This is a genomic window from Streptomyces sp. NPDC007808, from assembly GCF_042868655.1.
GTDB lineage: Bacteria > Actinomycetota > Actinomycetes > Streptomycetales > Streptomycetaceae > Streptomyces.
Genome location: NZ_JBIAEQ010000010.1, coordinates 240,180 through 254,022 on the forward strand (window position 1 = coordinate 240,180; position 13,843 = coordinate 254,022).

Sequence of the window (13,843 nt, forward strand, 5' to 3'; positions counted from 1 at the left end):
CCTCACGCGTAGGGGCTGTCGGCGCCCGCGGCGGCGGGCCTGGGCGCACGGGACGGGCAGCAGCCCACCGGGCAGAGGTCATGGCTGGCGCCGAGCGCGCCGAGGGCGCACGGCGTGACCTCCTGCGCTCGCTCCACGGCGGCGCGTTCCAGGACGAGGTCGCGGATCGCGGCGGCGAAGCGCGGATCGTCGCCGACGGTGGCCGAACGGCGCATCGGCAGGCCCAGTTCCTCGGCCTTGGCCCTGGCCTCCGTGTCGAGGTCGTACAGGACCTCCATGTGGTCGGAGACGAAGCCGATGGGCGAGATCACGACCGCCGGGGCCCCGGCCGCGTGCCGCTCCACCAGGTGGTCGCAGATGTCGGGCTCCAGCCACGGGATGTGCGGGGCGCCGGAGCGGGACTGGTAGACGAGCTGCCAGGGGTGGTCGACCCCGGTGCGCTCGCGCACGGCGTCGGCGATCAGCTGCGCGACGTCCAGGTGCTGCTTGACGTACGCCCCGCCGTCGCCGTGGTCCTCGACGGGCCCGGAGGTGTCGGCGGCGGCGACCGGGATGGAGTGGGTGGAGAAGGCGATGTGGGCGCCGTCCCGCACGTCCTCGGGAAGGTCGGCGAGGGACGCGAGCACGCCTTCGATCATCGGCTCCAGGAAACCGGGGTGGTTGAAGTAGTGCCGCAGCTTGTCGATCCGGGGCAGTGCGAGACCCTCGGCATCCAGGGCGCCGAGCGAGTCCGCGAGGTTCTCGCGGTACTGGCGGCAGCCCGAGTAGGAGGCGTAGGCGCTGGTGGCGAGGACCAGGACACGACGGCGGCCGTCGGCCACCATCTCGCGCAGCGTGTCGGTCAGGTACGGCGCCCAGTTGCGGTTGCCCCAGTAGATCGGCAGGTCCAGGCCGTGCTCGGCGAAGTCCTTGCGCAGGGAGTCGAGCAGGGCCCGGTTCTGGGCGTTGATGGGGCTGACGCCGCCGAACAGGAAGTAGTGCTCGCCGACTTCCTTGAGGCGCTCCTTGGGGATGCCCCGCCCGCGTGTGACGTTCTCCAGGAAAGGGATCACGTCGTCGGGGCCCTCGGGGCCGCCGAAGGAGAGCAGGAGCAGGGCGTCGTAGGGACTGGCATCGCGCGCGTCTGGCATGGGTCGATCCTGTCATCCGGTGCTGACAGCCGGGAAACGGCGGGGTGGCCACCCGGGTTCCCGGTTCGTCCGAACAGGTGCGTTAGGGTCGCCTAACTCGTAAGCTGTATCGGCCATCCATACGCCTTACCGGGCCACCGCACGCCTCTACGCACCACCGAACGCCTTACGCACCACTCCGCGCCCCACCGCGCACCTCGCGCCCTGCGCGCGCCGCCCCGCCCCCTCGACCCGCCCCGAGCCGCCGCCCCCGGTGCTCCCACCCGACCGGAGACCTCCGTGCCCAGCCCCTACCGCGCCCTGTTCGCCGCCCCCGGCAGCAGGGCCTTCTCCGCCGCGGGCCTCCTCGGCCGGATGCCGCTGTCGATGATGGGCATCGGCGTGGTGACGATGATCTCCCAGCTGACCGGACGCTACGGGCTCGCCGGCGCCCTGTCGGCGACCATCGCGCTGGCCGCCGCGGTGGCGGGTCCCCAGGTGTCCCGGCTGGTCGACCAGTACGGGCAGCGGCGGGTGCTGCGTCCCGCGACGCTGATCTCGCTCGTGGCGGGGGCCGTGCTGCTGCTCGCCGCGCACTACGGGTGGCCGGACTGGGTGCTGTTCGTGGCCTGTGTCGGCATCGGCTGCGTGCCGAGCGTCGGGGCGATGATCCGCGCCCGCTGGGCCGCGCTGTACCGGGGGACGCCGCAACTGCACACCGCGTACTCCTTCGAGTCCGTGGTGGACGAGGTGTGCTTCATCTTCGGGCCGATCATCTCCATCGGCCTGTCCACGGCCTGGTTCCCGGAGGCTGGGCCCCTGCTCGCCGGCTGCTTCCTCGCGGTCGGTGTCTTCTGGCTGACCGCACAGCGCGACACCGAGCCCGCGCCTCACCCGCGCGAGCGCCGCGGCGGCAGTTCGGCGCTGCGCGCCCCCGGACTGCAGGTCCTGGTGGCCACCTTCGTGGCGACCGGGGCGATCTTCGGGGCCGTCGACGTGGTCACCGTGGCCTTCGCGGACGAGCGGGGCCACAAGGGCGCCGCGAGCGTGGTCCTCGCGCTGTACGCGGCCGGCTCCTGCGCCGCGGGGCTCGTCTTCGGGCTGCTGCGCTTCAAGGGGGCGCCGGAACCTCGCTGGCTGCTGGGCATATGCGCCATGGCCGTGAGTATGATCCCCCTCCTACTGGTCGGAAACTTGCCGTTTCTGGCCGTGGCGCTGTTCGTTGCGGGCATGGCCGTCGCTCCCACGATGATCACCACCATGTCCCTGATCGAAGAGCACGTACCACGCGCGCAACTGACCGAGGGCATGACCTGGGTGAGCACGGGGCTCGCGGTCGGGGTCGCGCTCGGTTCCTCCATGGCCGGCTGGGTGATCGACGCGGCCGGCGCGAAGGCCGGGTACGGGGTTCCGGCGGTGTCCGGGGCCGTCGCGGTCGCGGTCGGTTTCCTGGGGTACCGCCGGCTCAGCAGGCCGGCTCCGCGTCGGGGAGGCACCGTTGAGCAGCACAGCGAGCGGCAGGAACGGAACGTGGCGTAACTGGGGTGGCAATGTCGCCGCCCGCCCCGCGCGGGAGGTCACTCCGGCCTCCGTCGACGAGTTGTCCGCGGCGGTGCGCCGGGCCGCCGAGGACGGCCTGCGGGTGAAGGCGGTCGGCACCGGGCACTCGTTCACGTCGATCGCCGCGACCGACGGTGTGCTGATCCGCCCTCAACTCCTGACCGGCATACGCGGCATCGACCGGGACGCCATGACGGTCACGGTCGAGGCCGGCACCCCGCTCAAGAGGCTCAACCTGGCCCTGGCGCGCGAGGGCCTGTCGCTCACGAACATGGGCGACATCATGGAGCAGACGGTCTCCGGCGCCATCAGCACCGGCACCCATGGCACCGGCCGCGAGTCGGCCTCGATCGCCGCCCAGATCAAGGGCCTGGAGCTGGTGACGGCCGACGGTTCGGTGCTCACCTGTTCCGAGAAGGAGAACCCCGATGTCTTCGCGGCGGCCCGCATAGGCCTCGGCGCCCTCGGCATCGTCACGGCGATCACCTTCGCCGTGGAGCCCGTCTTCCTGCTCTCCGCGCGTGAGGAGCCGATGCCGTTCGAGAAGGTCCTCGCGGCGTTCGACGAACTGTGGGCGGAGAACGAGCACTTCGAGTTCTACTGGTTCCCGCACACCGGCAACACCAACACCAAGCGCAACAACCGCAGCGCGGGCCCCGAGAAACCGGTGCCGCAGCTCCAGGGCTGGTTCGAGGACGAGTTCCTCTCCAACGGCGTCTTCCAGGTGGCCCAGTGGGTGGGCCGCGCGGTGCCCGCGGCGATCCCGGCGATCGCCCAGGTCTCCAGCAAGGCCCTGTCCGCGCGGACATACACCGACATCCCCTACAAGGTCTTCACATCACCGCGCAGGGTGCGTTTCATGGAGATGGAATACGCCGTTCCGCGCGAGGCCGTGGTCGAGACGCTGCGCGAACTGAAGGCCATGGTCGACCGTTCCGGTGTGCGGGTCAGCTTCCCGGTCGAGGTGCGCACCGCGCCGGCCGACGACATCACGCTGTCCACCGCCTCGGGCCGCGACAGCGCGTACATCGCGGTCCACATGGTCAAGGGCACGCCGTACCAGCGGTACTTCACCGCCGCCGAGCGGATCTTCACGGCGCACGAAGGCCGCCCGCACTGGGGCAAGGTGCACACGCGGGACGCCGAGTACCTCGCCCAGGTCTACCCGCGCTTCGAGGAGTTCACACGGCTGCGGGACCGGCTGGATCCGGACCGCCTTTTCCAGAACGACTACCTGCGCAGGGTGTTGGGGGCATAGCCGGCGCGACTCAGGGGCGAAATCCATTAGTTCCGTTTCTGCGGATTGCGTGAAGTACGCCACGTTCAAGATCCCCGAACCGCGCAACATACGGCCGAGTCGCACTTCTTGCCAGAAGATGGGCGGCGCGCCAATCCACGCACGTGGCCCGAATGGAGTACTGTTGCGAGCCCTGGGTCCGGTCTCCCGCCAGGGCGTCCGTGGCCTTCAAGGACCGCCGGGAGGGGGCTAGTTGCACAGGGTGACCGAGTTGGTCACTTAGCGTTGCGAATAGGTAACCGTGCCATAACGGCGATCCAGGGCCCGTGCCCGACACGCCGGGCAACTCGGCAAGGTTGTGGCAGGCTGCACCCGGGCAGGCCACACTCGACTAGCGGAAGCAGCGACGCACGTGACGTCGGCAGGCACCACCCGGGAGGTCCCCATGCCCGAACTGCGTGTCGTGGCCGTCTCGAATGACGGCACACGGCTGGTGCTCAAGGCTGCCGACTCGACGGAGTACACGCTTCCTATCGACGAACGCCTGCGCGCCGCCGTGCGCGGCGACCGTCCCCGTCTCGGCCAGATCGAGATCGAGGTGGAGAGCCATCTCCGCCCCCGCGACATCCAGGCGCGTATACGCGCTGGTGCGACCGCGGAAGAGGTCGCCCAACTCGCCGGCATCCCCGTCGACCGCGTACGCCGCTTCGAGGGCCCCGTCCTCGCCGAACGCGCGTTCATGGCCGAAAGGGCACGCAAGACCCCCGTCCGCCGCCCCGGTGAGAACGCCGGGCCGCAGCTCGGCGAAGCGGTCCAGGAGCGCCTGCTGCTGCGCGGTGCCGACAAGGACACCGTCCAGTGGGACTCGTGGCGCCGCGACGACGGCACCTGGGAAGTGCTGCTCGTCTACATGGTCGCGGGTGAACCGCACTCGGCCAGCTGGACCTACGATCCGCCCCGGCGGCTCGTCCAGGCCGTCGACGACGAGGCGCGCTCGCTGATCGGCGAGTCCGACGACCTCGCCGCGCCGGAGCCCAGCTTCCCGTTCGTGCCGCGGATCGCACGCCTTCCGCGCGAGCGGTCGCTGGACCGCGCCCTGGAGCGGCCGAGTCTGCCCGCCCAGGCCTCCGAGCCGGACGAGGAGACCACGGAGGAACGGGACTCGCTGACCAGCCTGCTGGAGGCGGTGCCCAGCTTCCGCGGTGATCTCGTGGTGCCGGAACGCCCGTCGGAGCCGGACACGGAGGAGCCCGCCGACGAACCCGCCGCGGAGGAGCCGCCCGCTCCCGCAGCCTCGGCGGGTTCCGCCTACGCGGACGTCCTGATGCCCCGCTCGGTCGGCAGCCACCGTGACCGTCTCATCGGTGCCACCGACCGCCAGGCCGAAGCGGACGGCGTCCGCCCCGGCCGCCGGGCCGCCGTCCCGAGCTGGGACGAGATCGTGTTCGGGACGCGCCGCAAGAAGCAGGAGTAGCCGGTCGTACGGCTGTGCGCGGCCGTACGAGGACGAGGGCCGCGTCTGACCTGACGCGGCCCTCGTGCCGTACGGGACGAGGACACCGCCGCCAGCGGGCCCCGTGGCCCTACTGCGGATCCGGCCCCACAGCCACCGGACGCGACGGATCCGAGGACCACTCCGACCACGAACCCACGTACAGCGCCGCCGGAATGCCCGCGACCGCCAGCGCCAGCACCTCGTGCGCACCGGAGACGCCCGAACCGCAGTACACGCCGACCTGCGTGTCCTCGGCCGCGCCCAGCGCCTTGAAGCGGGCCGCGAGGTCCTCCGCGGGCCGGAAGCGGCCGTCCGCCGTCACGTTCTCGGTGGTGGGTGCGCAGACGGCGCCCGGGATGTGGCCGCCGACCGGATCGATCGGCTCCACCTCGCCGCGGTAGCGCTCCCCGGCCCGCGCGTCCAGCAGCACCCCGGCCCGGGCCAGCGCCGCCGCCCCGTCGGCGTCCAGCAACCCCGTCGGCCCCGGAGCCGGCTCGAAGTCCCCTTCCGCCGGGTCCGGTGCGGACGTCTCCAGCGGCCCCGCCCAGACCGGCAGCCCGCCGTCGAGGACCCGCACGTTCGGGTGGCCCGTCCAGTGCAGCAGCCACCACGCCCGGGCCGCTCCCCAGCCCTGCCCGCCGTCGTACACGACGACCGGCGTCCCGGACGACACGCCCGCGCGCCGCATCGCCGCGCCGAACTCGGCCAGGTCCGGCAGCGGGTGGCGTCCGCGCGGGCCGGGAGCGCCGGCCAGTTCCCGGTCCAGGTCGACGTAGACCGCGCCGGGGATGTGCCCTGCCTCGTACGCGGCCCGGCCGTCGAACGGCGGCTCCCCGGACGCCTTGGCCAGGCTCAGCTGCCAGCGGACGTCGAGCAGCACCGGCGGGTTCGCGCCCGTCAGTTCGCTCGCGAGTTCGGATGCGGAAATGATGGCGTTCATGGTCACCATCCTTGCGCATGGGGTGGCCGCAGCGGCCGGCGCCGGTTACTCTGCCCGCCGGACAGGCCCGATCACGAGGCGTACGGGATCGGGCACGTGCTGTACTCGTGAGCGACATCAGTGGCCGATCGCACGGGAACGGGCGGTAAATCGCACACCGGACACCCTCCGGGCGCCGGCCGCAGTGCGGCGGCGCGCCCGCAGCCCGCGCGGCCACGGGTGGTGCGAGCATCGGCACGGGGGTCCGGACAGCGGAGACGACACGGCCGCCACGAGGGCCGAGGAGAGAGTGACGGATGACGGAGGCACGGGGGTCGGCCGGCCCGAACGGCGCGACGCCCGCCCGGCACGCGCCCGGCACGCCCTGCTGGGTGAGCCTGATGGTGCACGGGCTGGCCGCGACCCAGGAGTTCTACGGAGCACTGTTCGGCTGGGAGTTCCAGCCCGGCCCCCAGCAACTCGGCCCCTATGTGCGGGCCCTGCTGAACGGCGAGGAAGTGGCCGGCATCGGCCAGCTGCCGCCCGACCGTCACCTCCCCATCGCCTGGACGCCCTACCTCGCCTCGCACGACGCGGACCAGACCGCCCACACGGTACGGCTGTGCGGCGGCACCGTCGGCGTGGGCCCGCTGGACGCCGCCGAGGCGGGCCGGTTGGCGATCTGCTCCGATCCCTCCGGTGCCGTCTTCGGCATCTGGCAGACGGCGGCCCACCGCGGCACGGCCGTCACGGGCGTGCCCGGCACCCCCGCCTGGAACGAACTGCTGACCTTCGAGTCCGTGAACGTGGCCAAGTTCTACGAGACCGTGTTCGGCTACGAGGAGGACGCCGAGGTCTCCGCCGATCCCGACTGCGTCACCCTGTGCGTCGACGGCCGCCCGGTCGCCGGGATCCGCGGGGTCGGCACGGCGCTGCCCCGGGACCGGGGACCGCACTGGATGACGTACTTCGAAGTCGCCGACACCGACGAGACGCTGGCCCGGGTCGTCGAACTCGGCGGTCACGCCCTCGGACCGGCCCAGGACGGCGCGCACGGTCGCGTGGCAACGGTGTCGGACCCGGAGGGCGCCCGGTTCGCCCTGATCCGGACGCGAAGCTGACGGCCACCGGGGCGAACGCCGGTTCGATGGAGGGCCGCGCCCTCGGTACGACCGCAACGGCCGGAGCCGGCAGGAGGACGCCGGGGCCCCGTGAGATCATGAACCTGTCAAAACCGTCGGAGTTCGGCCGCGCTGTCCGCGACGCAAGGGAAACCGCTCCCCGGCAGCCCGGCATCCCTCAGTCGGAAGGCACCGGCAGGACGTCCGGCGAGAGCACGCCCGCATGGGCGGAGGCGCTCGTCATACGGCGGCGATGGTGCCGTCGGCACAGGACCTCGTAGCCGACCTCCGCGGTGAGTCCGTTCACATCACCGACGACGACCTGCTCGCCTTCCACCACCATCTCGCCGCCCACGGTACGGGCATTGTGGGTGGCACGCGCTCCGCACCAGCACAGCGCCTCGACCTGGAGCGTCTCTATCCGGTCCGCCAGCTCGATCAGCCGTCTCGACCCCGGGAACAGCTTCGTGCGGAAGTCGGTGGTGATGCCGAAGGCGAAGACGTCCAGGTCCAAGTCGTCCACGATCCGCGCCAGTTGATCGATCTGCACCGGCGTGAGGAACTGCGCCTCGTCCACGATCACGTAGTCGACCTTGCCGCCCTGCGAGACCCGGTCGACGACGTAGGCGTACGGATCCAGGCCCGGAACCGCCTCCACGGCGTCGGTCACCAGGCCCAGTCGCGAGGAGAGCTTGCCCTCCCCCGCTCGGTCGTCCCGGGTGAAGTTCAGGCCCTGCAGCCCTCTCGCCGACCGGTTGTGCGCGATCTGCAGCGCCAGCGTCGACTTCCCACAGTCCATCGTTCCGGAGAAGAAGACCAGCTCGGGCATGTTGAGTTGAGCACCTTTCGGTGAAAGAGGGGCGTGGATCGGCCCGGCGCCGCCGGGCCGGACGGTCAGGAGCGTACTTCGAGCAGGGGGACCAGCTGCTCGGCGGGGGTCATCGAACCGTGGTTGCCGACCATCGCCGACTCCTTCGGCTCTCGCTCGGACGCGATGATCAGGACGTCGTCCCGCGCGGCCGCGACCACGTCCCCGATACGGTCGTACACCCGCTCGTCGATCCGCGGGCCGAACCAGCCCGCGGCGATCGCCTCGTCCCGGGAGGCCACCCAGAACTGCTCGCCGAGCACCTCGCGCCAGCAGGTCACCACGTCCTGAGCCGCGCCCGGCACCGCGTAGACGTGTCGCGCTCGGCCCTCGCCGCCCAGCAGGGCGACACCGGCGCGCAGCTCCCAGTCCTCGTCGAAGTCGATGCGGTGCTCTTCGTCGAAGGGCACGTCGAGCATGCCGTGGTCGGCGGTGACGTAGAGCGCGCTGCGCGGCGGGAGCTGCTCGGCGAGGCGCTGGACGAGCCGGTCGACGTACATGAGCTGGCCGCGCCAGGTGTCCGAGTCGACGCCGTAGCGGTGGCCCGCGCCGTCGAGCTCGGCGTAGTAGGTGTACACCAAGGAGCGGTCGCCCGCGGCCAGTTGCTCGGCGGCGAGGTCCATACGCTCCTCGCCGGTCAGCCGCCCGAGGAACGTTCCGCCGCTGAGCGCGACCTTGGTCAGCGGGGTGTTCTGGAAGGTCGGCGACGACACCTGGGCGGCATGCACGCCCGCCCGGTGCGCCAGGTCGAAGACGGTGGGGTACGGCTGCCACGCCCTCGGTGCCGTCCACGGGTTCCAGCGCAGCTGGTTCATCAGCTCACCGGTCTCCGGGTTGCGCACGGTGTAACCGGGCAGGCCGTGCGCGCCCGGCGGCAGGCCGGTGCCGACCGAGGCGAGGGAGGTCGCGGTGGTCGCGGGGTAGCCGGCGGTGATCGGGCGGCCGGTGCCGCCGCGCGAGCTGCCCAGCAGGGAGGTCATGAACGGCGCGTCCTCGGGGTGCGCCCTGAGCTGCTCCCAGCCGAGACCGTCGATGAGGAACACGCAGTTCCGATCAGCGGGGGTGAGCTCGGTGATGGCCGCGCTCATGTCCGGTACGGCCATCCCCGCGGCCAGCGTGGGCAGCAGATCGGCGAGCGATCCGCCGCCGTACTCGGGGACCGGCGCGGAGGCGACGGCGAGGGGCTCCGGATGCGCGTCCCAGGCGGTGGAGGCGGACGGGGTGGGCGTGGAGCGCCCTCGATCGTGGGCGGCCGGTGGCGACGGGTGGGACATCAGCGAGCGACGTCCGCGGTCGCCTCGGAGAGCGCCTGCGCGAAGGCGAGCGCCTGGCGCACCGTCTCCGGGCCGTCACCGGCCTCGCTGACGCGCAGGCTGAGGTCGTCGGCCGTCGAGTTGCCCGTGTAGCCGTGGTCCGCCTCGCAGTTGGGGTCGCCGCAGGCGGCGGGCTCCAGGTCGATGCGGGAGACGGCACCCCAGCCGATGGTCAGCACGACCTCGCGGGGCAGGGTGCCCGGCGTGTACTGCTCCGGGTTGGCGACGACACGGCTGACGACGACCGACGAGATCCGGCCGAGCTTCACGGACTCGGTGGACGTCGTGGCGTACGGCGTCGGGGAGGTGCTGTCGGCGGCCTGCTCGTCGGTGTGGCTGACGATGAAGCGGTTGCCGGTGAGGACGAGCACGGTCACATGCCGCCGTACCTCGTTCTGGTCGAACGTCGTCTCCTGATGGACCAGGTACGACCGGATGGGCTCGCCGCCCACGGCGGCCTCCACCGCCTCGGCCACGAGGGCCGGGTAGTAGCCGCTGCGTTCGATCGCCGCACGCAGCCCCTGGGTCGTCGTACTGGTCTTGGCCATGACGCCCATCCTACGGGGGCGCACCGACTGCGAGGCACGGTCGTGGTGGTCTTCAGTACGCCGGCAGGGTCCGCGGGCCGAGGTCGTCGCGGGCGGGGGGCGGGGCGAGGCGTACGGAGGCGCCGAGCACGCTCAGGCCGTGGGTGGCGACGACGACCGGCTCCAGGGTGACGGCGACGACCTCGGGGTGGTCATCGACCAGCCGCGACACCCGCAGCAGCAGTTCCTCCAGGGCAGGTGCGTCGACGGGCGCGGAACCGCGCCAGCCGAAGAGCAGGGGCGCCGTCCGGATCGACCGGACGATCGAGGTCGCCTCGCGGTCGGTGACCGGGATGAGCCGGTGGGCCGTGTCCCCGAGCAGCTGAGAGGCCGCTCCGGCGAGCCCGAAGGACAGCACCGCACCGGCGGCCGGGTCGATCACGGCGCGTACGACGGTGTCGACACCGCGTGGCGCCATCCGCTGCACGACCGGCCGCAGCTCCTCCGGCTTGCCGAACAGTGTCGTCAACTCGGTGTACGCCCGCCGCAGTTGTTCCTCGTCCGCGAGGTCGAGCCGTACGCCGCCGAGGTCGGCGCGGTGCCGCAGGTGCGGGGCGGTGGCCTTGAGGGCGACCGGGTAGCCGAGGGTGCGGGCCGCGTCGGCGGCGGCGTCGGGGGTCGGGGCGTGCAGGGCTCGGTGCACATGGACGCCGTACTTCCCGAGCAGGTCGGCGGTCTCGTCCGTGCCGAGCGTGAGCCCCTGCCCGCGGGCGAGCAGCCCGTCGATGAGCCGGGCGGCACCCCGCTCGTCGATGTCGTCGTACTCGGGCACCTTCCCCGGGTCGGCCGCCTCGCGCCGCCACTGGGAGTACTTCACGGCTTCGGCGAGCGCCCGGACGGCACGCTCGGCGGCGGGGTAGGCGGGGATGAGGCGGGGGGCGTGCTCAGCGGTCTGCTGATCTTCGGGCCTGGGCTCGGCTGGGACGTCCAAGGGGCGGAAGGGGTGGGAACGGCCCGGCCTGCCGGGTGGTGTCGCACCGGCCTGGGGTGCCGTGCTGGCCGCTGCCGAGAGCGCCTCCGCGAGCCCGCCCAGCTCCACGTGCACCACCAGCACCGGCTTGCCCGGGACCCGCTCGGCCGCCGACCGCAGGGCCTCCGCCAGCTCCGCGTCCCCCGGTGAGACCTCCCCGATGGCCGGGATCGCCGTCACCACCACCGCGTCGCAGGACTCGTCCGCCAGGGCGCGCGCCAGGGCCGCCCGGAAGTCCTCGGCCGACGCCCCGGTGGTCAGATCCAGCGGCGGCAACGGGCGCAGCCCCTCGGACAGGCAGGCGTCGTACGTCAGCAGCCCCAGGGACTCGGAGTTGCCCATGATCGCCACCCGGGGCCCGGCGGGCAGCGGCTGCCGGGCGAGCAGCAGCCCCGCGTCCACCAGCTCGGTGATCGTGTCCACCCGTATCACGCCGGCCTGCCTCAGCAGCGCGGACACCGTGGCGTGCGGCAACCGCGTGGCCCGTACCGCGTGCCCCTGCGGGGCGGCGCCGCCGTGCCGCGCGCCCTGCACCACGACCAGCGGTTTGGCCGCCGCCGTGCGCCGGGCGAGGCGGGTGAACTTGCGCGGGTTGCCGATGGACTCCAGGTACATGAGGACGACGTCGGTGTCCGGGTCGTCGTACCAGTACTGCAGGACGTCGTTGCCGGACACGTCGGCACGGTTGCCGGACGAGACGAAGGTCGACACACCCGTGACCCCGGTGACCCCGCCGCCGCGTCGGTACAGCCGGGACAGCAGCGCGATCCCGATGGCGCCGGACTGGGCGAACAGCCCGATCCGGCCGGGGCGGGGCATCTCGGGAGCCAGCGAGGCGTTCAGCCGCACGCCGGTCGAGGTGTTGATGATCCCGAAGGCGTTCGGCCCGATGATCCGCATGCCGTACGCGCGCGCCTGCCGGACGAGTTCGCGCTGCCGCTGCCGCCCGTCGGGCCCGCTCTCGGCGTACCCGGCGGAGACCACGACCAGCCCCTGCACGCCGTGCTCACCGCACTCGGCGACGACGTCGGGGACGTGCTCGGCCGGCACCGCGACCACCGCGAGGTCGACCGGCCCGTCGATGTCCCGCACGGAGCGGTGGGCCGGTACCCCGTCGAGTTCCTTCAGATCGTCCCCGAACGCCTTGTTCACCGCGTACAGCCGCCCCGTGTAGCCGGCGTCCCTGATGTTGCCGAGGACACTGCGGCCCACCCCGCCGGGCGTGCGACCGGTGCCGATGACGGCGACGGAGCCGGGTACCAGCAGCCGCTGCACGGACCGCGCCTCGGCGCGCTGCTCGCGCGCGTACTGCACGGCGAGCGAGCGGTCCGTCGGCTCCAGGTCGAACTCCAGGCGTACGACCCCGTCCTCGAAGCTGCGCTGCTGGGTGTACCCGGCGTCCGTGAACACCTTGATCATCTTGGTGTTGGCGGGCAGCACCTCGGCGGCGAACCGGCGGATCCCGCGCTCGCGCGCGACGGCGCCGATGTGCTCCAGCAGGGCGGAGGCGACGCCGCGGCCCTGGTGGGCGTCCTGGACGAGGAAGGCGACCTCGGCCTCGTCGGCGGGTGCCGACGCGGGCATTCCGTCGGCGCCGATCCGGTCGTAGCGTACGGTTGCGATGAACTCGCCGCCCACCGTGGCCGCGAGTCCCACCCGGTCCACAAAGTCGTGGTGCGTGAAGCGGTGGACGTCCTTGGCGGACAGTCGCGGGTAGGGCGCGAAGAAGCGGTAGTACTTCGACTCGTCCGACACCTGCTCGTAGAAGCTGACCAGACGCTCGGCGTCATCAACGGTGATGGGGCGGATGCGTGCGGTGCCGCCGTCGCGCAGCACCACGTCGGCTTCCCAGTGGGCGGGGTACTCGTGCCGGTCCGAGGCGCTCTGCATGGGGCCCAGAGTACGGCTCGCGTCCGACAACGGCGCGAGGCAGTCCGTCCGGGACGTACGTGGGGTCGAGGCCGCGACCCGACGGTCACCTCAGGAGGGGTGCTTTGTCCTCTCCCGGCGTGCTTCACGGGTGTGGGAAACTGGTCTAGACAACCCTGAACACCGAAGGGCAGCAACACATGGCTGAGCGCCGCGTCAACGTCGGCTGGGCCGAGGGCCTCCACGCCCGCCCCGCCTCCATCTTCGTCCGAGCCGCCACGGCCACAGGCGTCCCGGTGACGATCGCCAAGGCCGACGGCAACCCCGTCAACGCGGCCTCCATGCTGGCCGTCCTGGGCCTGGGCGCCCAGGGCGGCGAGGAGATCGTCCTCGCCTCCGACGCCGACGGGGCGGACGCCGCCCTCGACCGGCTGGCGAAGCTGGTCTCCGAGGGCCTTGAGGAGCTGCCCGAGACGGTCTGAACGGCCTGAGCGGGTCTCCGCAGCATGCGGTGGAGCCGCGTCCGCCTTTCCGGCGGGCGCGGCTTCGCTGTTTCCAGGCGGGCTTCGCTGCTTCCGGGCGGGCTCCGCTGTTTCCGGGCGGGGCGCACCTCTTCACGGGGCAGGGCCGCGCCGGTTCCCCGGCCCGGGCGTCACCTGTCCCCGGTCGGGGCACGGCCGTTTTCAGGGGCGGCTGTTTTATAGGAGCGCCCGCGTTTTCACCGCCGGACGCGCGAGAAAGGGGCAGCGCCCGCGAAAAGGGCAGCAGAAATACACCGCCCCAAATATCTCCTCT

Annotated in this window: 11 protein-coding genes; 5 read left to right on the plus strand and 6 right to left on the minus strand. The window is 72.3% G+C overall.

Annotation, left to right across the window (positions count from 1 at the left end; all coding sequences use genetic code 11):
* Window positions 1-2: 2 nt before the first annotated feature.
* The gene (locus tag ACFYNL_RS34250) at window positions 3-1,130 is read right to left on the minus strand and encodes a ferrochelatase (protein WP_388810569.1); all 1,128 of its coding nucleotides are present in this window, start codon (window positions 1,128-1,130) and stop codon (window positions 3-5) included.
* 279 nt (window positions 1,131-1,409) lie between these two features.
* Here ACFYNL_RS34250 and ACFYNL_RS34255 point away from each other — a divergent pair, with 279 nt between their 5' ends.
* From ACFYNL_RS34255 to sepH, 3 genes are all read left to right on the plus strand, one after another.
* On the plus strand, window positions 1,410-2,648 hold the full coding sequence (locus ACFYNL_RS34255; RefSeq protein ID WP_388810572.1) for an MFS transporter: 1,239 nt from the start codon (window positions 1,410-1,412) through the stop codon (window positions 2,646-2,648).
* Entirely contained in the window at window positions 2,608-3,927 is a 1,320-nt protein-coding gene (locus ACFYNL_RS34260; RefSeq protein WP_388810574.1) for a D-arabinono-1,4-lactone oxidase, read from the plus strand. Before ACFYNL_RS34255 ends, ACFYNL_RS34260 begins: the two co-directional genes overlap by 41 nt.
* 424 nt (window positions 3,928-4,351) lie before the next feature.
* Entirely contained in the window at window positions 4,352-5,380 is a 1,029-nt protein-coding gene (sepH, locus tag ACFYNL_RS34265) for a septation protein SepH (RefSeq protein WP_388810577.1), read from the plus strand.
* A gap of 109 nt (window positions 5,381-5,489) precedes the next feature.
* Here sepH and ACFYNL_RS34270 read toward each other — a convergent pair whose 3' ends face one another.
* Window positions 5,490-6,341, minus strand: coding sequence for a sulfurtransferase (locus ACFYNL_RS34270; protein ID WP_388810579.1), 852 nt, complete (start codon window positions 6,339-6,341; stop codon window positions 5,490-5,492).
* A gap of 296 nt (window positions 6,342-6,637) precedes the next feature.
* Between ACFYNL_RS34270 and ACFYNL_RS34275 the strand changes: the two genes are divergently transcribed.
* Window positions 6,638-7,441 carry a VOC family protein gene (locus ACFYNL_RS34275; RefSeq protein ID WP_388810582.1) on the plus strand — a complete coding sequence of 268 codons (804 nt, stop codon included), beginning with the start codon at window positions 6,638-6,640 and terminating at the stop codon, window positions 7,439-7,441.
* Window positions 7,442-7,619: 178 nt separating this feature from the next.
* Here ACFYNL_RS34275 and ACFYNL_RS34280 read toward each other — a convergent pair whose 3' ends face one another.
* The 4 genes from ACFYNL_RS34280 to ACFYNL_RS34295 form a co-directional block, all read right to left on the minus strand.
* On the minus strand, window positions 7,620-8,270 hold the full coding sequence (locus tag ACFYNL_RS34280) for a thymidine kinase (RefSeq protein WP_388810584.1): 651 nt from the start codon (window positions 8,268-8,270) through the stop codon (window positions 7,620-7,622).
* A gap of 65 nt (window positions 8,271-8,335) precedes the next feature.
* Window positions 8,336-9,583, minus strand: a complete 1,248-nt coding sequence (locus tag ACFYNL_RS34285) for an alkaline phosphatase family protein (RefSeq protein WP_388810586.1) — start codon at window positions 9,581-9,583, stop codon at window positions 8,336-8,338.
* Window positions 9,583-10,179 carry a DUF5998 family protein gene (locus ACFYNL_RS34290; protein WP_388810875.1) on the minus strand — a complete coding sequence of 199 codons (597 nt, stop codon included), beginning with the start codon at window positions 10,177-10,179 and terminating at the stop codon, window positions 9,583-9,585. The genes ACFYNL_RS34285 and ACFYNL_RS34290 overlap by 1 nt, the downstream gene beginning before the upstream one ends.
* Window positions 10,180-10,222: 43 nt before the next feature.
* Window positions 10,223-13,069, minus strand: coding sequence for a GNAT family N-acetyltransferase (locus tag ACFYNL_RS34295; protein ID WP_388810589.1), 2,847 nt, complete (start codon window positions 13,067-13,069; stop codon window positions 10,223-10,225).
* A 179-nt stretch (window positions 13,070-13,248) separates the two neighbouring features.
* On the opposite strand from ACFYNL_RS34295, the gene ACFYNL_RS34300 reads away from it, so the two are divergent.
* The gene (locus ACFYNL_RS34300) at window positions 13,249-13,530 is read left to right on the plus strand and encodes an HPr family phosphocarrier protein (protein WP_388810591.1); all 282 of its coding nucleotides are present in this window, start codon (window positions 13,249-13,251) and stop codon (window positions 13,528-13,530) included.
* Window positions 13,531-13,843: the final 313 nt, after the last annotated feature.